Source organism: Actinoplanes ianthinogenes (assembly GCF_018324205.1).
Taxonomy (GTDB): domain Bacteria; phylum Actinomycetota; class Actinomycetes; order Mycobacteriales; family Micromonosporaceae; genus Actinoplanes; species Actinoplanes ianthinogenes.
This window is the reverse complement of record NZ_AP023356.1, coordinates 6,835,980-6,856,509: the sequence shown is the minus strand read 5'-3', so window position 1 is coordinate 6,856,509 and position 20,530 is coordinate 6,835,980. Positions and strand designations below refer to the sequence as shown.

Below are 20,530 nucleotides of genomic sequence, written 5' to 3'. Positions count from 1 at the left end.
GTCGATCACACTGAGACTGTCATGGTCTGGTGTCAAGTGTGTCGGCTCCGCCGATTCTGCCCATAGGTCGGAGGTTCCCTTCCGTGTCCACCGTGTGCCCGATCATGTTCGGACCGCAGCTGTGTACCGATGTGGGTGCCGGATCGGCTCGAGAGTGGCTGGTACCCGACGGGGTGGGCGGCTATGCCATGGGCACTGTCACAGGGTTGCGAACACGTCGTTACCACGGGCTGCTGGTTGTGTCCGGCGCCACACCCGCGTCCCGGATGCTGGGCCTGGCGTCGCTCGACGCGGTGGTCACGCTGCCGTCCGGCGCCCGGGTGCGGCTGGGCTGTCACGAGTGGGCGGGCGGCGTCATCGCCCCTGCCGGGCATTCGTACTTGTCAGGATTTTTCCTGATCGATGGCATCCCGCGCTGGCGATGGCGGATCGGCGACATCGTCATCGAGCGGGAGATCGCGATGGCGACCGGGCGCCCGGCGGTCGCGGTCGTCCATCGGCTGATCGCCGGCGGTCCGGTCCGGATCGCCGTCGAGGCGCTCTGCGCCTGGCGCGACGCCCACGGGGAGCAGGGTCCCGCGATCACCGTCACACCCACCGCGGACGGTTGCGTCGTCGAGGACGCCTACCGGATCGCCGGGCCGGGCTTCGCCGCGGCCGGCGAGTGGTTCCGGGATGTCCGATACCGCGAGGAGGCGGCCCGCGGCCTTCAAGATCAAGAGAATTTATGGTACGCCGGGAGCTTCCACGCCCGCCTCGACCGCCCCGGGGCGATCGCCGAGATCACGGCCTGGGCCGATGATCGGGATCAGCCACCGCCACCGGCCGCCGCGGTGGTGGACGCCGCCCGCGCGCGCAACCGGGCGCTGACCGCCGGCGCCGATCCCGCCGAGGCCGCGCTCACCCTCGCCGCCGACGCCTTCGTGGTCCGCACCCGCACCGGCCCCGACGTGGTCGCCGGCTACCCGTGGTTCGGCGCCTGGTCCCGGGACACGATGATCGCTTACGAGGGGCTGTTCCTCGCGACCGGCCGTTTCGACACCGGCCGCGAGCTGCTCCGGTCCTACGCCGCGACGCTCTCCGAGGGGATGCTGGCGAACACCGCGGACACCGGCAGCGTCGAGTACAACACCGCCGACGGCACCCTCTGGTTCCTGCACGCGGCCGACCGGCACGTGACGGTCACCGGCGACACCGACCTCGGCGCCGAGCTGCGGCCCGCGCTGACCGGCGTGATCGAGCACCACCTGGCCGGCACCCGGTACGGCATCCGCGCCGACCCGGCCGACGGCCTGCTCGTCCAGGGCGCCACCGGCGAGGCCCTGACCTGGATGGACGCCCGGGTCGACGGGGTGCCGGTGACGCCGCGGGCGGGCAAGGCGGTCGACATCAACGCCCTGTGGGTCAACGGGCTGGCCACCCTCGGCGACACCTTCGCGGCCGTGCGCGACCGGGCCAGGGACAGTTTCGCCCGGTCGTTCGTCACCCTCTCCGGGCAGTTGCAGGACGTGCTCGGGGACCACACCATGCGACCCAACCAGCTGCTCGCCTGGTCGCTGCCGCACGCGCCGCTGCGGCCCGACCCGGCGGTGCTGACCCGGATCGGGGCGGCGCTGCTCACCCCGATGGGGTTGCGCAGTCAGGCGCCCGGGACGGCGGGATATCGCGGGCGGCATCGGGGCGGGCCGGGTGAGCGGGACACGGCGTACCACACCGGCACCGTCTGGCCGTGGCTCACCGGGCCGTACGTGACGGCCTGGCGGCGGCTCGGCGTCGAGGTCACCGACGTCCTCACCGATGCCGAGCAGCACCTGACCGAATACGGACTCGGGTCGATCTCCGAGACGGCTGACGGGGACGCGCCGCACACCGCGACCGGCTGCCCGTTCCAGGCGTGGTCGGTGGCCGAGCACCTGCGGGCCCGGAAACTCTGAGAAACCGGGGATGCACCCGATCCGCAACCCACAGCCTCGACGATGAGCCGATGGAACGCACCAGGTCCAGCAGCGTGGCGTGGCGGCTCTGGCTCGCCGTCGTGGCCGTCTGCGCCCTGATCCGGTGCCTCGGCCAGCTGCTCGGCGCGCCGTTCCGGATCTACGAGATCCCGTACGTCGTGATCACCTGTGGCGTCCCGATCATGATCCTGGCCGGGATGCGCCTGCACCGGCCGGCCCGGCCCACCGGGTGGTACCTGCTCGCGCTGGGCCAGGCCACCTACGCCGCCGCCGACGTGGTCTACAGCTTCGACGTGTGGAGCACCGGGAACATGGCCGAGCCGACCCCGGGCGACGTGCTCTACCTGTGCAGTTACCTGTTCACCGGCGCCGCGGTGCTCATCTTCATCCGGCGGCGCACCCCCGGCTGGGACTTCGCCACCGCGGTCGACGCGCTGGTCATCGCGCTCAGTGCCGGCCTGCTGACCTGGGAGTTCCTGGTCGAACCGGTGGCGCAGGACTCCACGCTGCCACTCGCCGCGAAGCTGACCGAGGTGTCGTACCCGGTTCTCGACCTGATGCTGCTGATCCTGGCCGTCCGGCTGCTGTTCGGCTCGGGCGCCCGCAGCACGGCGCTGTACCTGCTCTTCGGCTATCTCGGGCTGATGTTCGCGGCGGACACCGCGTACGCGGTGATCGGGCTGCTGGGCGGGGCGAACACCACCGAGCCGTTCACCGCGCTGCTCTGGGTCGTCTCGCTCGGCATGATCGGCGCCTGCGCGCTGCATCCGGCCATGCGGGACTTCGACGCGCGCAGCCCGGTGGCCGCCCCGGCCGCCACCCCGGCCCGGCTCACCATGCTCACCGGCGCCGTGCTGATGGTGCCCGGCTTGCAGCTGGGCGAGCACCTGGCCGGTAAGGATCTGAACGTGCCGCTCACCAGCAGCGCCTGTGCCGTGATGTTCCTGCTGGTCCTGGCCCGGATGGCGGGCCTGGTGGCGGCGCAGCGGCGGGCCGCCGACACGGACGCGCTGACCGGCGCGCACAACCGCCGTTACTTCGAGGAGGCGCTCACGGCCGAGTGCCGCCGCGCCGCCCGGGCCGGTTACGACTTCGGCCTGCTCATGATCGACATCGATCACTTCAAGAAGATCAACGACACGTACGGCCATCCGGGCGGCGACCGGGTCCTCCGCGAACTGGCCCGGCGCCTCAACTCCGGCAAGCGATCCGGCACCGTCTTCGCCCGCTACGGCGGCGAGGAGTTCATCGCTCTGATCCCGCACGTCGCGGCCGGCGACCTTCCGCTGATCGCCGAGCGCACCCGCCAGGCGATCGCCGACCTCCCGTTCGACGTCACCGCCACGGACCTGATCACGGTAACGGCCTCCCTGGGGGCCGCCGCCACCTCCGGCCCGCTCACCGACCCGGCCGAGCTGCTCCGAGCCGCCGACGAGGCCCTCTACGCCGCCAAGGCCGGTGGCCGGAATCGGTCAGTGGTCGCCCCCACCACCCTCACCCCGGCAACCGCACCCCACTGACCCCTCCCGGCGTCGTTCGCGCACCGGCAACCGGTCCCGGCTAGGGTCCCGTTCATGCCTGCTTCGGAATACGTCCGGAACCTGCGCGCCCGCGTCGGTCACGAGATGCTGATGTTCCCGACGGTCTCCGCGATCGTCCTGAACGACCGTGGCGAGGTGCTGCTGCACCAGCGCAGCGACAACGGGCACTGGACCCTGATCGCCGGCCTGATGGACCCGGGCGAGCAGCCGGCCGACGCGGTGGTCCGCGAGGTGGCGGAGGAGACCGCGGTCCAGGTCAAGATCGACCGCCTGGCCGGCGTGGTCTCCCACGACGTCACCTACCTCAACGGCGACGAGTGCCAGATGGTCAACATCTTCTTCCGCTGCCACGCCGTCGGCGGCGAGGCCCGGGTCAACGACACCGAGTCCCTGGCCGTCGCCTGGTTCCCCCTCGACGCCCTCCCCGACCTCAACCCGTTCACCCGCCGCATGCTGGCCCTGGCCCTGGACGACAACGCCCCGCCGTATTTCGCCGCGCCGGGCGAAGGCGGCTTCTGACCCACCACCCCAGGCCCGCGGCAACGACGCGAATCAGTCGCCCGGTGAGCCCGGCCATCCGCCACCGGACGGCCGGATCAAGCCGCCCCGCACCGACACAGCCACGCCAACCGAACGCCCCGATCAGCCGAGCCGGCCGGCGCCGACACAACCGCACGAATCGCACGGCCCCATCAGCCGAGCCAGCCGACGCCGACACAACCGCACAAATCGCACGGCCCCATCAGCCGAGCCAGCCGACGCCGACACAACCGCACAAATCGCACGCCCATCAGGCGAGCCGGCCGGCGCCGACACAGCCGCACGAATCGCACGGCAGGCGTCAGGCGAGCCAGCCGGGACGGATCAACCCGGCCTCGTAGGCATAGACGACCAACTGCGCCCGATCGCGGGCGCCCAACTTGATCATGGTGCGACTGACGTGGGTCTTGGCGGTGGCCGGGCTGATCACCAGGCGGGTGGCGATCTCGTCGTTGGAGAGGCCCTCGGCCACCAGCGCCATCACCTCCCGCTCCCGGTCGGTGAGCTGGTCCAGCTCGCGCGGCGGCTCCGGCCGGCGGCCGGCACCCGCGCCGGCGAACTCGCCGATCACCCGGCGGGTGACGCTCGGCGACAGCAGGGCGTCACCCGCCGCCACCGCGCGCACGCCGCGCAGCAGCTCGACCGGCTCGGTGTCCTTGACCAGGAACCCGGAAGCGCCGGTGCGCAACGCCTCGAACACATACTCATCCAGCTCGAACGTGGTCAGGATGACCACCCGGGTGTCGGCGCAGGCCGGGTCGGCGGCGATCCGCTTGGTCGCCTCCAGGCCGTCCACACCGGGCATCCGGATGTCCATCAGCACCACGTCCGGCCGGGTGGCCCGCACCAGGGTGACCGCCTGCAACCCGTCCGCGGCCTCACCGACCACCTGGATGTCCGGCTCCGCGTCGAGCAACGCCCGGAACCCGGCCCGCACCAGCGCCTGATCGTCCGCCAGCACCACCGAGATCATCGTCTCTCCTCAGAAGTCACTCGATCACCGGAGACATCGCTCTCCCCCACCGTCACCCCATCGCTCGCCCCGGCCGCCGGCGGCTCGGCCGGGTCCGGCGCCGGTGGGGCGGTGGCCGAGCGCCCCGTCGGCAGGATCACCGTGACCAGGAAGCCACCGGTCGGTGGACGCCCGGCCTCGAGCCGCCCGCCCAGACTCTCGGCCCGCGCCCGCATCCCGGTGATGCCGCTACCTTTCTCCCCGCCCTCGGCCGGCGGCGGTGGCGGCTCCACGATCACCGGGCCGTCGTTGCGAATCGACAGGTACAGCGCGGCGGGGAGATAGCCCACCGCGACGTCCGCCTCGGGCTGCGGCCCGGCGTGATGACGCCGCACGTTGGTCAGCGCCTCCTGCACGATCCGATAGGCCGCCCGATCCACCTCGGCCGGCAACTCCCGCGGCTCGCCGGTGATCGTCGTCCGCACCGGGATGCCGGCCGTCGCGGTCAGCTCCGCCAAGCGGTTCAGCCCGAGCGCCGGCTGCCGGGGCGCCGCCTCCCCCTCGGTCCGCAGCACGCCCAGCACCGACCGCACCTCACGCAGTGCCTCCGCGCTCGCGCTCTTGATCGCGGTCAGCGCCTCGCGAGCCTGCTCCGGCCGCTGATCCATCAGGTGCAGCCCGACCCCGGCCTGCACGTTGATCAGGCTCAGGTGGTGGCCGAGCACGTCGTGCAACTCGCGCGCGATCCGCAGTCGCTCCTCGGAGTCCTGCCGGCGCTGCTGCTCCTGCTGCGCGCGGGCCTGCTCGGCCCGGGTCCGGGCCTGCTCGGCGTAATTCTCCGCGCGGATCCGGGCGGCGCCGCCGAGCAGGATCATCAGGCCGAGCCCGAACGCCGCGAGGCAGGTCTGCCCGACGACCGGGCGCACCCCGGGAGGCAGCCCGAGCGGGCCGGACAGCCCGACGGTGACACCGATCCAGACCGCCCAGGCGGTGACCCCGCAGAGCAGCGCGGCCTGCCGGCGGCCCTGCCGGGCCACCGAGAAGAGCGCCACGCCCGCGGCCGCCGCATAGGCCGCGTGCGGCATGGCGTGGGTGGCGAACAGGATGGTGGCGGCCGAGGCGATCGCGAAGACCGTGATCGGGGCACGTCGGCGCCAGATCAGCGCGATCGGGCCGGCCAGCAGCATCAGGGTGGTGAGCGAGTCCCACGGCCGGTAGAGCCCGCCGTGGCTGATGACGTTGTTGAGCCCGATGAAGTGGATGACCGCGGTGATCACGGCGGCGCTCTGCGGCATCCCGTTGTGCGCCTCCCGGATGCGGCGCCGCCAGGGCGGGCCGGCCTGCTCCGGGGTGTCCGGCCCGGCCTGACCCGGATCGTCGGCGACCGCACCGCCGGGGAACGCGCAGCCCTCGGCTCGGCGGCCGCCCGGCGGTCGCCGCCGATCCCGGCCACGCTTGCTCATGCAGCCGAAACTACGGCACCACGACCCCCGTGGCATCGGCCCGGGAACTGAATTACGGACTACGACCACGGGCGTACACAAGATCGCGGAGCTGCGCCTCAGGTCGTACGAAAAGGGAATCGTGACCCGCGGACCACCGCGCGCGAATGCGTCCGCGAGCCGACGCGGACCCGGCGCCGGGCGGCGAACCTGGATGCAGAAACCCCGCCGAGGAGGACATCGTGCATCCCGAAGACGCCACCTGGTCCGGGCCGGTCGCCCGGCTGCGGACCTCCGACACCGAACGCGAGGAGATCGCCGAGATCCTGCGGGCCGCGATGGCCGAGGGCCGGCTCAGCCTGGACGAGGGCGAGGAACGGCTGACCACGGCCTATGCCGCGAAGTTCCGCGACGAGCTGGACGTGCTGACCCGCGATCTGCCGCACGGCGGCCGTCAGGCTCTCGCGCGGATGCCGCACCGGCGCGCCGCGACACGCCGGTCACTGCAGCGGCATGCCAGTTTCATCCTGATTGTCGCCGGCGTGCTGACCGGTCTCTGGGTCCTCTCCGGAGCACCCTTCTTCTGGCCGGTGTTCCCACTGTTCTTCCTGGTGATGGGCTTGATCCGGCACGCCCGCGAGGGCCGGTGGGAGCCGCGGGCGCACCCTCGCCACTGACCCCCGCCCTGTCGGGTGGCCGACTCCACTCCGCAGTGGACGGCCCGGTCGTTGATCTTCGTCCCGCTCTCTGCGACAGTGTCGCAGTTTGTTCGGGGAGGGACGACGCACATGATGGGTCCGTCGCACGCGCTGTCCGGGGCGGCCGCCTGGCTGGCCGGCAGCTGGGCTGTCGACCAGTTCGCCGGCTATCACCAGACGCCGCTGATGATCGGCGTGGGCACCGCGATGGCCGCCGGCGGCGCGCTGCTGCCCGACTTCGACCTGTCCGGCAAGGTGACCACCAACCAGGGCGGCGCCACCGTCGCCCGGACGTTCGGCGTGTTCTCGCTGTTCGTGGCCGAGGTGATCGAGAAGATCTCGCTGGGCATCTACGCGGCGACGCGGCAGAAGCGCGACCCGAAGCGGGACCACGGGCACCGGACGTTCACCCACACCCTGCCGTTCGCCGCGCTGGTCGGCTGGGGCACCACCGAGCTGGCCGCGCACTACGGCAAGTGGGCCGTGGTCGGCATCATCTTCTTCATGGCGGGCCTGGCGCTGCGCGGCCTGTTCGAGAAGTGGGCGGAGCGGGCCGGCTGGCTGATCGTCACGCTCGCCGCCGCCGCGATCGCCTGGTTCACCGCGGCCAACCTGCCCGGCGACCGCGGTTACCCGCTGCTCGGCTTCGCGGTCGGCGCCGGCTGCGTGGTCCACCTGCTCGGCGACATGATCACCAAGAACGGCGTACCGATCTTCTGGCCGATCCCGACCGGCCGCAACCGGATGTGGCGCATGGTCGGCATCCCGAACCAGTTCGCGGTGAAGGTCGGCGGCAAGACCGAGACGGTCGTCCTGACCACCGCGTTCACCGTGATCTCGCTGGTGTCGCTGGCCGGCCTGTTCGCCCCGGTCCTGCTGCACCGGCTCAACCTCGACGTGTGGGCATCCTCGAAATAGCCTTCTCCACGATCTTGTCGACCGGGAGCGTGGCGTCCACCGCGACGCCACTCTCGTCCGGCTCGAGCGGCTCCAGGATCGCGAACTGCGACGCGACCAGGGTGCTCGGCATGAAGTGACCCGCCCGCCCGCTGACGCGGGCGGTCGCTGTCTCCGGCGACAACACCAGGTGGACGAAGAAGACGTCCGGGTTTCCCCCGCGAAGCACATTCCGGTACGCCCGTTTGAGCGCCGAGCAGGACACCACGACGTCGCCCGCACCCAGCGACGCCGCGATCGCCGCCAGCCAGGGCGCCCGGTCCTCATCGGTCAGCGGCACGCCGCCGTGCATCTTGGCCACGTTGGCCGCCGGATGGAACGCGTCGGCCTCCTTGTAGGGCACGCCGAGCCGGTCGGCGAGGGCCTTGCCGACCGTGCTCTTGCCGCAGCCCGCGACCCCCATCACCACGATCGGCACCATCCCGCTGCTCCCGTCAGTCGATCGAGTACGCCAGGTTCGGCCGCAGCCACCGCTCCACATCGGCGAGCGGCATGCCACGCCGGGCGGCGTAGTCCTCGACCTGATCCTTACCCAGCCGGCCCACCGTGAAGTACTTCGCCTCCGGGCTGGCGAAGATCAGCCCGCTGACCGCGGCGGCCGGGGTCATCGCGAACGACTCGGTCAGGCCGACGCCGATCCGGCCGGTGTCGAGCAGCTGGAACAGGTCCTTCTTCTCGCTGTGGTCCGGGCAGGCCGGGTAGCCGAGGGCCGGGCGGATGCCACGGAACCGCTCCGCGTGCAGGTCCTCCAGCTTGGGCTTGGCGTCCGGCTCGAACCAGTCGCGACGGGCCTTGAGGTGCAGGTACTCGGCGAACGCCTCGGCCAGCCGGTCGGCCAGCGCCTTGACCATGATGGCCTTGTAGTCGTCGTGCTCGGCCTCGTATTTCGTGGCCAGCTTCTCCGCGCCGTGGATCGCCACGGCGAAACCGCCCAGGTGATCCCCGGCCGGGGCGACGTAGTCGGCGAGGCAGCGGTTCTCCCGGCCGGCCGGCTTCTCGGTCTGCTGGCGCAGCATCGGGAAGCGGTGACCGTTCTCCAGGACGATGTCGTCACCCTCGGCGTGCGCCGGCCAGAAACCGTACAGGCCGCGGGCCTGGAACGAGCCGTCCGCGATGATCTTGTCGAGCATCGCGTTGGCGTCGTCGAAGAGCTCCTTGGCGACCGGCTCCTTGAGGATCGCCGGGTACTTCCCCTTCAGCTCCCAGGCCAGGAAGAGGAACTGCCAGTCGATCAGCTCGCGCAGCTCGGCGATGGTCGGCTGCACCTCGCGGACCCCGGTGAAGGTGGGCGTGGGCAGCTCCGCGAAGTCGACCGTCTCCCGGTTGGCGCGGGCCTGGGCCAGGGTGAGCAGCGGCTGGGCGTGCCGTTTCTCGTGCTGCTCGCGCAGGCGCTGCTGGTCGTCCCGGTTCGCCTCGTCGAGCTTGCGCGCCCGCTCCGGGTCGAGCAGGTCGGAGACCACGCCGACGACCCGGGAGGCGTCGAGGACGTGGACGGTCGACCCGTCGTACGCCGGAGCGATCCGCACCGCCGTGTGCTGCTTGGACGTGGTCGCCCCGCCGATCAGCAGCGGGATCTTCAGCCCGCGCCGCTGCATCTCGGCGCCGACCGCGACCATCTCGTCCAGCGACGGCGTGATCAGGCCGGAGAGCCCGATCGCGTCGGCCCCCTCGGCGATCGCGGTGTCCAGGATCCGCGCGGTCGGGACCATCACGCCGAGGTCGATCACCTCGTAGTTGTTGCAGCCCAGCACCACGCCGACGATGTTCTTGCCGATGTCGTGGACGTCGCCCTTGACCGTGGCCAGCACGACCTTGCCCTGGCCGCGGGCGCCCTCCTCCTTCTCGTCCTCCATGAAGGGCAGCAGGTAGGCGACCGAGCGCTTCATCACCCGGGCGCTCTTGACCACCTGGGGCAGGAACATCTTGCCGGAGCCGAACAGGTCGCCGACGATGCCCATGCCGTCCATCAGCGGGCCCTCGATCACGTCGAGCGGCCGGGGCAGCTTGAGCCGGGCCTCCTCGGTGTCCGCCTCGATGAAGTCGACGATGCCGTGCACCAGCGCGTGCGACAGCCGCTCCTCGACCGGAGCCTCCCGCCAGGACAGGTCGACCTCGCGCTTGGCGGCGCTGCCGGTGACCGTGGAGGCGAAGGTGACCAGGCGGTCGGTGGCGTCCTCGCGCCGGTCGAAGAGCACGTCCTCGACCAGCTCCAGCAGATCGGCCGGGATGTCCTGATAGACGGCGAGCTGGCCGGCGTTGACGATGCCCATGTCCAGCCCGGCCTTGACCGCGTGGAACAGGAACGCCGAGTGCATCGCCTCGCGGACGATGTCGTTGCCCCGGAAGGCGAACGACAGGTTGGAGATGCCGCCGCTGGTGCGGGCGCCCGGGCAGCGCTGCTTGATCAGCGGCAGTGCCTCGATGAACGCCTTGGCGTACCCGTTGTGCTCGGCGATGCCGGTGGCGACGGCCAGCACGTTCGGGTCGAAGATGATGTCGGTCGGGTCGAAGCCGTCCTCGACCAGCAGGTCGTAGGCACGGCCGCAGATCTCCACCTTGCGGTCGCGGGTGTCGGCCTGGCCCTGCTCGTCGAAGGCCATCACCACCACGCCGGCGCCGAAGTCGCGGATCCGGCGGGCGTGCGCCAGGAACTCGGCCTCGCCCTCCTTCAGGCTGATCGAGTTGACCACGCCCTTGCCCTGCACGCACTTGAGGCCGGCCTCCAGCACGTTCCACTTCGAGCTGTCGATCATGATCGGGATCCGGGCCACCTCGGGCTCGGTCGCGATCAGGTTGAGGAACGTGGTCATCGCCCGCTCGCTGTCCAGCAGGTCGGCGTCCATGTTCACGTCGAGCAGGTTGGCGCCGCCGCGGACCTGGTCCAGGGCCACGTCGACGGCGGCCTGGTAGTCCTCGGCCTCGATCAGCCGGCGGAACTTGGCCGAGCCGGTCACGTTGGTCCGCTCGCCGATCATCACGAACCCGGTGTCCGGGCCGATCGCGAACGGCTCCAGGCCACTGAACCGGGTGGCCGGCGCCGGCGGGTCCACCACGCGCGGCGGTGTCCCGGCGACCGCGCCGGCGATCGCCGCGATGTGCGCCGGGGTGGTGCCGCAACACCCGCCGACGATGTTGACCAGGCCCGAGTCGGCGAACTCGCCGATCAGCGACCCGGTCTCCGCGGGCGTCTGGTCGTAACCACCGAACGCGTTCGGCAAGCCGGCGTTCGGGTGTGCGGCGACAAAGGTGTCCGACAGGCGGGCCAGCTCGGCCACGTGCGGGCGGGCCTCGGTGGCGCCGAGCGCGCAGTTCAGCCCGACGACCAGCGGATGGGCCCGCTCGATCGATCGCCAGAAGGCCTCCACGGTCTGCCCGGAGAGCGTGCGGCCGGACAGGTCGACGATGGTGACCGAGACCCAGAGCGGCAGCTCGGGGGCGACCTCGTGGGCCGCCGCGATCGCCGCCTTGGCGTTCAGCGTGTCGAAAACGGTCTCGATCATGACGAGGTCGACGCCGCTCTCGGCGAGCGCCGAGATCTGCTCCGCGTACGCGGTCTTGACCTGGTCGAACGTGACGGCCCGATAGGCCGGGTCGTCGACCTTGGGCGACAGCGACAGCGTCACGTTCAGCGGGCCGACGTTGCCGGCCACGAACCGGCGCCGCCCGTCCGCGGCCTGCGCCTCGTCGGCGGCCTGCCGGGCCAGCCGCGCGGCCTGCCGGTTCATCTCGGGGACCAGGTGCTCCAGCCCGTAGTCGGCCTGGGCGATGGTGGTCGCGGTGAACGTGTTCGTCGTGACGATGTCGGCGCCGGCCGCGAGATACTGCCGGTGCATGTCGAGGATCACGTCGGGACGGGTCAGGTTGAGCAGGTCGGGGTCGCCGGTGACGTCCTGCGGGTGGTCGGCCGGGATGAGGTCGGCGCGGAAGTCGGCCGGGGTGAGCCGGGCGCCCTGCAACATCGTGCCGGCGGCACCGTCCAGCACCAGGACCCGCTCGGCGAGGAGCTCGCGCAGCGTGGTGACGGTCTGAGTCACGGGTACACCTCCGAGAGAAGTCGGAGGCGCCCTTGTTTCGGGTTCATCACCGGTCGAGCGTGACGGGTAGGCCCCCCGCTGCAGCGCCTCTCGGCCGGACCACTGAGTTTACCCGGCTCCTCACTTGGCGTCCGCGTAGCAACCAACCACTGAGACGTCGAGGGGGAATCGCACCGCGGTGTCGCCGAACAGCATCCGCCCGGCCCGCGCGGCACACTCCCGGACCGCCTCGGCGACCTGTTCGGCCTGGTCGGCGGGGCAGTGCACGACCACCTCGTCGTGCACGAAGAAGACCAGCTCGGCTTTCGTCCCGGCCAGGGCGGTGCGCAGGGTGGCCAGCAGGACGAGCGCCCACTCGGCGGCGGTCGCCTGAATCACGAAGTTACGGGTGAATCGTCCCCTCGCCCGACCGGGTGGTGGCGCCACCTCATCGGGTGGATCCAGGCCGGCGTCACGCTGCGCGCCGGCGGCGGGCGGGCAGGTCCGGCCGAGCCAGGAGCGGACCAGCCCGCCGGTCTCGCCGGTGCGGGCGGCCTGCTCGACGTAGTCGAACGCGGTCGGATAGTGCCGGCGCAGGGCGGCCAGGGCGGGGATCGCGTCGCCGCCGGTCTGCCCGTACATCGCGCCGATCAGGGCGATCTTGGCCTTGGCCCGGTCGCCGTCGAACGAGTCGGCGGCGAGCGCGGCGTAGAGGTCGCCCTCGGCGGCGGCGCGGGCCAGCTTGGTGTCGCCGGAGACCGCGGCCATGACCCGGGGCTCCAGCTGCCCGGCGTCGGCGACGACGAGGCGCCAGCCCGGGTCGGCGAGCACCGCCCGGCGGATCACCTTGGGCACCTGGAGGGCGCCGCCGCCGCGGGCGCCCCAGCGGCCGGAGACGACGCCACCGGCGACATATTCCGGGTGGAAGCGGCCGTCGCGCACCCAGGCGTCGAGCCAGTTCCACCCGTGCGCGGTCCAGATCCGGTAGAGCTCCTTGAACTGGAGCAGCGGGGCGACCGCCGGATGGTCGACCTGGCGGAGCACCCAGCGTCGCGTGTTCGGGATCTGGATGCCGGCCCGGGCGAACGCGCGGACCACCTCGGCCGGCAGGTCGGGGTGCAGCCCGTGGGTGCCGAACGCCGCGTTGATCTCCGCGGTCAGCTCGACCAGGCGGCGCGGCGGACCCACCGGCTGTGGCGGGCCGAGCAGCTCGCGCAGCAGCTCGTCGTGCACGTCGGCGCGCCACGGCAGGCCGGTGTGGCCCATCTCGGCGGCGATCAGGGCGCCGGCCGACTCGGCGGCCACCAGCATCCGGAACCGGCCGGGGTGCTCGGTCGCGGCGAGGCGGCGCTGCTGGTCGGCGTAGACCGCAAGGAGATCCCCGGCGGAGGCCGGGAGGGGCGGCGGGACCGCGTCGAAGAGGGCGGCCTGGGCGAAACCGGGCGGCTCGGCCTCGGGGCGGGGCCGATCCGGCGGGACCGGGAGCCCGCGCAGCCGGGCGGTCGCCGCGGCGAGCCCCCGTGGCTCGCCCCAGCGACCGGCGTGGCCGAGCAGCAGGGCCTCGGTCAGCTCCAGGTCGTGGCAGCGCGCGACCCGGACGCCGGCGCGCAGCAGCGCCGGGTAGACGTCGGCGGTGGCGGTCCAGACCCAGCGGGGCTGGTCGGCGGCCTCGCGCGCGGCGACGGCTGCGGGCAGGTCGGCCACCGGGTGAGGTGGACCGACCGGCCCGCCATCGGCACGCAGGTCTTGCAGCCGACCGTCGGGGAGTACCGCTACGAGCACATGGTCATTCTGCTCGCCGGGTACGACAAATCACTTCACTTGACGGCGCCGGCGGTGAGGCCGGCTTGGATCTGCCGTTGGAAGATCGCGTAGACGACGATCATGGGCAGGATGGAGAGGGTGAGGGCGGCGAACAGGGTGGACCATTCGGCGTGGTAGCCGGCCGAGGTGCTGATGTTCGCGATGCCCTGGGTGAGGACCCATTTGGAGTCGGCGCCGGCGCCCTGCATGATCACGACGGGGAGCAGGTACTGGTTCCATTGCCCGACGATGTTGAAGATGGTGATGCTGATCAGGCCGGATTTGGCCATCGGCATCATGATCTGGAAGAACCGGCGCAGGTGGCCGGCGCCGTCGACCAGGGCGGCCTCGTCGATCTCGTGGGGCAGCGTCTTGAAGAACGCGACGAGGAAGAACACCGTGAACGACAGCGAGTACGCGATGTAGACCAGGATCAGGCCGGTGAACGTGTTGAGCAGGCCGAGGCTCTGCACGATGCCGAACAGCGGGGCCAGGGCCATGAAGGTCGGGAACGCCAGCCCGGAGACGAACAGGTAGTAGATCGCCCGGTTGCCGGGGAACTTGTAGCGGGCCAGGACGTAGGCGGCCATCGAGCCGAGCAGCATGGTGCCGGCGGTGCTGACCGCGACCACGAACACGCTGTTCAGGAAGTACTGCCCGATGTGCGCCTCGCTCCACGCGTCGGCGTAGGTCTTGAACGAGAACGACTCGGGCAGCGCGAACGGCTTGCCCAGGAAGATCTCCGTGTTGTTCTTGAACGAGGCCAGCACGACCCAGATCAGCGGACCCGCCGTAGCGAGGGCCCACAGGAACAGCGAAACGTGCGCGACCCCGTTGAGCGGGTTGATCTTCCGGGACCTGTCCGCGGGCTTCGGCTTGGTCACGACCGCGGACTGCTTAACGGCAAGATTGGTCATCGTCATTCTCCGCGGGTCAGGCCTGCACGGCGTCGCGGCGGGTGACCCGCAGGGTCAGTGCGGCGAACGTCAGGGTCAGGAAGAACAGCACCACGCCGAGCGCGGACGCGTAACCGGCCTGCGAGTTCTGGAACGCGTTCAAATAGATCTGCATGCTCAGCACCTGGGTGCTGTTGTCCGGCCCGCCGTGGTTCACCGACATGATGTTGACCAGCGCGAACGCGTCGAACGCCGCGATACCCAGATACACCCAGGCGACCTGCAGCGTGTCCCACAGCAACGGCAGCGTGATCTTGAAGAACAGGGTCACCTTCGTCGCCCCGTCCAGCGCCGCCGCCTCGTAGATCTCCTCGGCGATCGAGCCCATCCCGGCGGAGAACAGCACCACGTAGAAACCGACCGCCTGCCAGACCAGCACGACCAGGATGCAGGTCAGCGCCCACTGCTCGTCGGCGAGGAACAGCCACGGCGTCCACGACTCCGGCAGCAAACCGTTGATCATGCCGGACTTGTCCGACCCGAACACCCGCCCGAAGATCACCGCCACGATCGCCAGGGCCAGGAGCTGCGGGAAGAAGAAGATCACCCGGTACACCTTCGAGCCCCACACCCCGCCGGCCTTACGGCCACCGGAGTTGAGCAGGAACGCGAAGAACAACGCCATCGCGATCGTGATGATCGGCATCGCGATCAGCAGATACACGTTGTGACGCAACGCGATCCAGAAGACCGGGTCGTCCCACAGCTTCTGGAAATTCTCCAGACCGATGTACGTGAAGCCGCCGTAGCCGGACCAGTCGGTCAGCGACAACTGGAACATCTGCACGTACGCGCCGACCACGAACACCAGGTAGAGCGCCAGCGGCACGACAAGGAAACCGATGATGAAGGGATACTTGCCGTGCCGCATGACGCCTACCTAGGGGTTGTCCGAGTGCGAATCAGGAGCGGGTGAACTTGGTGATCGACGAGTCCTTGGCCACCGCCTGCGACGCGGCCTCCATGGTGTCGCAGAACTTCTGCGCGTCGCCGCCCTTGAAGAACAGCTGGTTCGCCGCCTCACGGGAGGCGTCGTCGAGCTTCTTGTACCAGGTGTCGAACAGGTAACCCATGAACACGTCCTGACCCGCCTTGCCCAGGGCGTCGTTCGCCGAGGTCAGACCGGGGCTGATGGTCACACCGTCCGCGGCGCCCGCCACGACGGTCAGCGACTTGGTCAGCTTGGTGAACTCCAGGGCGGCCTCCTTGGAGAGCATCGTCCGCAGGTACTCCTTGCCACCCTGCGGGTTCTTGCCCTTGGACGCCGCGAAGTAGATCTCGCCCGCCGCCGCGTTGATCGCGGTCGCCGGCAGCTTGTCGCTGGCGGTCACGCTCGGGAACGCCATCATGGCGTACTCGAAGCCGGCCGGCGTCGAGGCCGCCTGCTCGTTCTCCAGCCACGACCCACAGGGGTAGAACGCGACCTTGTCCTGGTTCTGCTGGAGCTGGACCTCGGTGTGCCGCAGACCCAGGTGGGACGGGTTGGCGTACTTCTTGCCGACCTCACCCCACGCCGCCGCGGCCTGCTTGACCGCGTCGTTGGTCCACGCGCCCGGCTTCAGGTTGTCGATGTCCTTGAGCACCTGCTCGGTGCCGATCTTCGCCGCGCTGGTCATGATCGCCCGGACCATGTAATACGACGCGTTCGCACCCGCGTAACTGAACGGCGTGATCCCCGCCGCCTTGATCTTGTCCAGCAGCGCGGTGAAGTCCGCCCACGTCGTCGGGATCGTCCAGCTGTTCTTCTCGAACAACTTCTTGTTGTACCAAAGCCCGAACACCGTGAACGAGTAGTTCACCGCGAACGGCTTACCGTCATACGTACCCTGCTGCACCGCACCCGGCACCAGAGTCTCCGCGACGGTCTTCCCGGCGATGTCCAGCGACGGCGCCGCGAACAGGTCCGACAGATCAGCCGCCTGACCCGCCTTCACGATCGCACCGAAGTCCATCAGGTCCGACCCCGAGTTATTGATCATGTCCGGCGGCGACCCCGCGTTCAGCCGCGGCTTGATCGTCGTCGCGACCTGCTGCGTCGCCGAGTACGTGACCTTCGAGTCCGGCCACTTCTTGTTGTACAGCGGAGTGTCCACATCGGTGGCGTACTTCGTACCGAGACCACCATCGAAGATCACAATCTCGATGCCGGCCTTCGGGTCGATACCCAGCGGGTTGTCGGCGGACTTCTCGCCGGTCGCCTGCTTGGTGTCATTGCCACTGTCGTCCGAGCCCGCGCACGCGGACAGGAAGCTGACGCCCGGAACGGCCACCAGGCCGGCGGCGGCAGCGCGACGGAGCAGGGTACGACGGTCGGTTGTCACAGACATCTATGTCCCTTTCGAAGAGTTTGCTCAGCCCTTGACCGCACCGGCGGTGAGCCCGGAGGCAATGTTGCGTTGCACGGCTAGGAAGAAGATGACAACCGGGATCGACGTGATGATCGCGCCGGCCATCAGCGGGCCCCAGTAGGTGCCCCGGCTGGTCTGGTTCTGCATGAGCCAGGCCATCAGGTTCTGGTGCTCCGGGTCGTTGAGCGTGTTGATGATCATGAACTCGTTCCACGCCTGGATGAACCCGTACACCGAGGTGGCGACCAGGCCGGGACCGGTCAGCGGCAGGACGATCCGCCAGAACACCTGGCCCCGGGTGCAGCCGTCGATCATGGCGGCCTCGTCCAGCTCGCGCGGGATGCCGGCGATGAAGCCGCGCAGCATCCACACCGTGTACGGCAGGATCAGCACCGTGTAGACCAGCGTCACGCCGACCAGGGTGTTCCCGACCGCGTGCCAGTTCTGGAGCATCAGGAAGATCGGGATAAGCAACGAGATGAACGGGATCAGCTGGACCGCGAGGACCACCATGATGATCGCCCGCCGGCCGTAGAACCGGAACCGGGCGACGGCGAGCGCGCCGAGGAACCCGATGATGAGCGCCGCCACCACCGCCATGGCCGTCACCAGCACCCCGTTGACCAGGGACTGCTTGAACAGCGGCGCGTTGAACGCGGACTTGAAGTTGTCCAGCGTCGGCGAGTCCGGGAAGAACGTCGGGGTGAAGCTCGACCACTCGGTCTGCGGCTTGAACGAGGTGATGAGCACCCAGTAGACCGGGAAGAACATCACGATCGCGAAGATGACCCCGCTGATGTTGGCGATCAGGTTGCCGGCCGGGCTGCGCCCGACCGTCATCACGCCGTCGTCGGCCCTGCGGGTCTTGCGGCGCGGCGGGGTGCTGGTGAGGACGGCCATCAGTCCACCTCTCCGATCTTGAACATCTGGCGGATGTAGACCGCCATCGCGCCGAGCAGGATGAGCACGGTGATCATGGCGATCGCCGAGCCGAGGCCGTACTTGTTCTGCGCGAAGGCCTGCACGTACGAGTAGGTGGCCAGGGTCTGGAACTCGGGCTCCGGCTTGCCGTCGCGCATCACCCAGTTCTGCGTGAACAGGCCGAAGTTCCAGATCACCGACAGGGTCGTGACGATCACCAGAAGCGGCTTGAGGATCGGCACGGTGATGTTCTTGAACGACTGCCAGGCGTTGGCGCCGTCGACCGTGGCGGCCTCCATCAGCTCCTTGGGCACCTGGGTCAGGCCGGCGTTCAGGGTGATCGCCAGGAACGGGATGCCGGCCCACACCACACAGGACGTGATCACGATCCAGCCCTGGATCGGGGTGAAGAACCAGGAGTGGTTCTGGAACTCGACGCCCGGAAGCTTGTCGATCAGGTAGTTGATCACACCGACGTCGGAGTCGGTCATCATCTTGAAGATCTGCGCCTGGACCAGCGCGGGCAGCGCCCAGACGAACATCATCGCGATGATCATGACCAGCCGGACGGTCCGGTTGACCCGGCGCATCAGCAGCGCGACGCCGAGGCCGATCAGCACACTGAGGACCACCGAGACCGCGGTGAAGAGGACCGTGCGCGTGACCACCGACCAGAAGGCGCTGTCGGAGAGCACCGAGACGTAGTTCTCCAGGCCGATGAACGGCGCGGTGGCACCGGTCCAGAGCTCTTTGAGCCCGAACTTCTGGAACGAGAGCACGAGCATGCGCCCGACCGGGTAGGCCAGCAGCAGGGCCAGGAGGATCAGCGCCGGGCCGGACAGCAGCCACGGAAGGACGACGTCGTCCCCACCGCGCTTGCGTCGCCGGTGGCCGGCCGCCTTTCGCTCCGGGCCGGGTCCGTTCGGCCCGCGCTGCGTGCGGGTCGCCGGAGAGTCGACGGCGTACATCAGCTTTCCTCTCTCACCGAGGACGAATCTCACCGAAGAAGAGACAGCGGTGCGCTGCCCGCCCGCCGGAGGGCGGGCGGGCAGCGTCCGCATCAGCCGTTGAGCGTCTTGGCGATCTGCTCGTCAGCGGCGGCGGTGGCGTCCGCCAGGGACTTCTTGCCGGTCAGGATGTCCGACAGCATGTTCTGGAGAACGTTGGCCTTCTCCACGTCGGCCCACTTGCCGGAGTTCGGCACGGCCCAGCTGTTCTTCGCGGCGCCGGCGGTGAACTTCAGCGCCGGGTTGTCGGTGGCGGCCTGGTCCAGCAGCGAGGTGGCGTTCGGCAGGGCGCCGGCCTTGATCAGGCCCTTCATCGAGGTGCTGTCGGTGAAGTACTTGATCCACTGAGCGGCCAGCTCCGGGTTCTTGCTCTTCAGCGGGACGCCGACGTTCGAGCCACCGAGCAGCGAGGGGATCTCCGGCATCGGGGCGGCGGCCAGCTTGCCGTTCACCTTGGTCGGGACCAGCTTCGAGTTCGGGTCGTTCGGGTCCTTCTTGACCTGCTCGGCCGAACCCTGCTCCCAGCCGTTGCCGTAGAACATGCCGGCGTTGGCCTGGCTGAACACCAGGTACTGGTCGGCCTCGTCCTTGGTGACGTCCGCCTTCGAGTACTTCTTCACCAGGTCGACCCACTTCTGCAGGCCCGCCTGCGAGGCCGGCTGCGAGAGCTGGCCGACCCACTTGTCGCCGTCCTTCTTGGCGATGTCGCCGCCGTTGGCCTTGACCCACGACATCGCGGCGTACCAGTAGCGACCCGGCATGTAGACGGAGCCGAACTTGGCGTCCTTGTTCGCGGCCTGCACCTTGTCGGCGTCGGCGAGGAACTCGTCGTAGGACTTCGGCGCGTCGGTGATGCCGGCCGCCTTGAACAGGTCGGTGCGGTAGATCAGCACCCGGGCGCCCGCGTAGTAGGGCACGCAGTAGGTCTTGCCGTCCTTCTCACACGCGCCGGAGAGGCCGGTGAGCCAGGTGTCGGAGTTCTCAAAGCTCTTCTTGTCGAGCTCGGCGAAGCCCTCGGAGTCGACGTACTTCGGGAACTGGGTGTTGCCCAGCTCGACGACGTCCGGCACGTCCGAGCCGGCCAGCGAGGCGTCCAGCTTGGTGAGCACGTTCGCCCACTGCTGGTACTCGACCTGCACCTGGGCGCCGGTGGCGTCGGTGAACCGCTTGGAGGCGTCGTCCACGACGCTCTTCCAGCCGCTCTGGGCGTCGACCATGAGCCAGACCTTGATGGTCTTGCCCTTGCCGTCGACCTTGCCGTCGGCCGAGGTGGTGCCGGTGTCACCGCTGTTGCCACCGCACGCGGCGGTGCCGACCAGCGTCGCGGCGAGGGCCGCGGCGAGGGCGATCTTGCGCTTCACTTTTCCTCCCGAAGGGGTTTCATTCGTAAAAAGGGG

The 20,530-nt window shown here is 69.8% G+C and carries 16 protein-coding genes; 5 read left to right on the top strand and 11 right to left on the bottom strand.

The features are described 5' to 3' along the window. Nucleotides 1-104 precede the first annotated feature (104 nt). Genes Aiant_RS31225 through Aiant_RS31215 form a run of 3 tightly spaced genes read left to right on the top strand, consistent with a single transcriptional unit; the run spans nt 105 to nt 4,015 of the window. Entirely contained in the window at nt 105-1,934 is a 1,830-nt protein-coding gene (locus Aiant_RS31225) for an amylo-alpha-1,6-glucosidase (protein ID WP_425322726.1), read from the top strand. Nucleotides 1,935-1,984: 50 nt separating this feature from the next. Next, complete coding sequence (locus tag Aiant_RS31220) at nt 1,985-3,475, top strand: GGDEF domain-containing protein (protein ID WP_189333784.1); 1,491 nt, start codon at nt 1,985-1,987, stop codon at nt 3,473-3,475. A gap of 54 nt (nt 3,476-3,529) precedes the next feature. After that, a complete protein-coding gene (locus Aiant_RS31215) occupies nt 3,530-4,015 on the top strand; it encodes an NUDIX hydrolase (RefSeq protein WP_189333785.1) in 486 nt (161 codons plus the stop codon). 322 nt (nt 4,016-4,337) lie between these two features. Here the strand turns inward: Aiant_RS31215 and Aiant_RS31210 are convergent, their stop codons facing one another. Together Aiant_RS31210 and Aiant_RS31205 are read right to left on the bottom strand one after the other, a co-directional pair. Beyond that, nucleotides 4,338-5,009, bottom strand: coding sequence for a response regulator (locus tag Aiant_RS31210; protein WP_189333786.1), 672 nt, complete (start codon nt 5,007-5,009; stop codon nt 4,338-4,340). Then, a complete protein-coding gene (locus Aiant_RS31205; protein WP_229830795.1) occupies nt 5,006-6,451 on the bottom strand; it encodes a sensor histidine kinase in 1,446 nt (481 codons plus the stop codon). Before Aiant_RS31205 ends, Aiant_RS31210 begins: the two co-directional genes overlap by 4 nt. Nucleotides 6,452-6,672: 221 nt before the next feature. Here Aiant_RS31205 and Aiant_RS31200 point away from each other — a divergent pair, with 221 nt between their 5' ends. Together Aiant_RS31200 and Aiant_RS31195 are read left to right on the top strand one after the other, a co-directional pair. Next, on the top strand, nt 6,673-7,107 hold the full coding sequence (locus tag Aiant_RS31200) for a DUF1707 domain-containing protein (protein WP_229830798.1): 435 nt from the start codon (nt 6,673-6,675) through the stop codon (nt 7,105-7,107). Nucleotides 7,108-7,218: 111 nt separating this feature from the next. After that, nucleotides 7,219-8,046 (top strand): metal-dependent hydrolase, encoded by an 828-nt coding sequence (locus tag Aiant_RS31195; RefSeq protein WP_189333788.1) that lies wholly within the window; start codon nt 7,219-7,221, stop codon nt 8,044-8,046. Here Aiant_RS31195 and Aiant_RS31190 read toward each other — a convergent pair. From Aiant_RS31190 to Aiant_RS31150, 9 genes are all read right to left on the bottom strand, one after another. After that, complete coding sequence (locus Aiant_RS31190) at nt 8,015-8,506, bottom strand: gluconokinase (protein WP_189333789.1); 492 nt, start codon at nt 8,504-8,506, stop codon at nt 8,015-8,017. The genes Aiant_RS31195 and Aiant_RS31190 overlap by 32 nt on opposite strands. Nucleotides 8,507-8,519: 13 nt before the next feature. Beyond that, entirely contained in the window at nt 8,520-12,119 is a 3,600-nt protein-coding gene (gene metH, locus Aiant_RS31185; RefSeq protein ID WP_189333790.1) for a methionine synthase, read from the bottom strand. Between the two features lie 120 nt (nt 12,120-12,239). Next, the gene (locus Aiant_RS31180) at nt 12,240-13,880 is read right to left on the bottom strand and encodes a bifunctional 3'-5' exonuclease/DNA polymerase (protein WP_189333791.1); all 1,641 of its coding nucleotides are present in this window, start codon (nt 13,878-13,880) and stop codon (nt 12,240-12,242) included. Between the two features lie 35 nt (nt 13,881-13,915). Continuing rightward, nucleotides 13,916-14,818, bottom strand: a complete 903-nt coding sequence (locus Aiant_RS31175; RefSeq protein WP_212846551.1) for a carbohydrate ABC transporter permease — start codon at nt 14,816-14,818, stop codon at nt 13,916-13,918. Nucleotides 14,819-14,834: 16 nt separating this feature from the next. Further along, nucleotides 14,835-15,728 carry a carbohydrate ABC transporter permease gene (locus Aiant_RS31170; RefSeq protein ID WP_189337034.1) on the bottom strand — a complete coding sequence of 298 codons (894 nt, stop codon included), beginning with the start codon at nt 15,726-15,728 and terminating at the stop codon, nt 14,835-14,837. Between the two features lie 31 nt (nt 15,729-15,759). Further along, nucleotides 15,760-17,184, bottom strand: coding sequence for an N-acetylglucosamine/diacetylchitobiose ABC transporter substrate-binding protein (ngcE, locus tag Aiant_RS31165; protein ID WP_212846550.1), 1,425 nt, complete (start codon nt 17,182-17,184; stop codon nt 15,760-15,762). 24 nt (nt 17,185-17,208) lie between these two features. Further along, nucleotides 17,209-18,105 (bottom strand): carbohydrate ABC transporter permease, encoded by an 897-nt coding sequence (locus Aiant_RS31160; protein ID WP_189336744.1) that lies wholly within the window; start codon nt 18,103-18,105, stop codon nt 17,209-17,211. Continuing rightward, nucleotides 18,105-19,094: a carbohydrate ABC transporter permease gene (locus tag Aiant_RS31155; RefSeq protein ID WP_189336743.1), complete on the bottom strand. Its 990-nt coding sequence runs from the start codon at nt 19,092-19,094 to the stop codon at nt 18,105-18,107. Before Aiant_RS31155 ends, Aiant_RS31160 begins: the two co-directional genes overlap by 1 nt. Nucleotides 19,095-19,186: 92 nt before the next feature. Then, complete coding sequence (locus tag Aiant_RS31150) at nt 19,187-20,494, bottom strand: extracellular solute-binding protein (RefSeq protein ID WP_189336742.1); 1,308 nt, start codon at nt 20,492-20,494, stop codon at nt 19,187-19,189. Between the last annotated feature and the right edge of the window lie 36 nt (nt 20,495-20,530).

Bases quoted from the DNA above. Each gene is read 5' to 3' on its own strand.
- Aiant_RS31225 (WP_425322726.1), top strand. From the start codon at position 105: ATGTTCGGACCGCAGCTGTGTACCGATGTGGGTGCCGGATCGGCTCGA.
- Aiant_RS31220 (WP_189333784.1), top strand. From the start codon at position 1,985: ATGGAACGCACCAGGTCCAGCAGCGTGGCGTGGCGGCTCTGGCTCGCC.
- Aiant_RS31215 (WP_189333785.1), top strand. From the start codon at position 3,530: ATGCCTGCTTCGGAATACGTCCGGAACCTGCGCGCCCGCGTCGGTCAC.
- Aiant_RS31210 (WP_189333786.1), bottom strand. From the start codon at position 5,009: ATGATCTCGGTGGTGCTGGCGGACGATCAGGCGCTGGTGCGGGCCGGG.
- Aiant_RS31205 (WP_229830795.1), bottom strand. From the start codon at position 6,451: ATGAGCAAGCGTGGCCGGGATCGGCGGCGACCGCCGGGCGGCCGCCGA.
- Aiant_RS31195 (WP_189333788.1), top strand. From the start codon at position 7,219: ATGATGGGTCCGTCGCACGCGCTGTCCGGGGCGGCCGCCTGGCTGGCC.
- Aiant_RS31190 (WP_189333789.1), bottom strand. From the start codon at position 8,506: ATGGTGCCGATCGTGGTGATGGGGGTCGCGGGCTGCGGCAAGAGCACG.
- Aiant_RS31175 (WP_212846551.1), bottom strand. From the start codon at position 14,818: ATGACCAATCTTGCCGTTAAGCAGTCCGCGGTCGTGACCAAGCCGAAG.
- Aiant_RS31170 (WP_189337034.1), bottom strand. From the start codon at position 15,728: ATGCGGCACGGCAAGTATCCCTTCATCATCGGTTTCCTTGTCGTGCCG.
- ngcE (WP_212846550.1), bottom strand. From the start codon at position 17,184: ATGTCTGTGACAACCGACCGTCGTACCCTGCTCCGTCGCGCTGCCGCC.
- Aiant_RS31160 (WP_189336744.1), bottom strand. From the start codon at position 18,105: ATGGCCGTCCTCACCAGCACCCCGCCGCGCCGCAAGACCCGCAGGGCC.
- Aiant_RS31155 (WP_189336743.1), bottom strand. From the start codon at position 19,094: ATGTACGCCGTCGACTCTCCGGCGACCCGCACGCAGCGCGGGCCGAAC.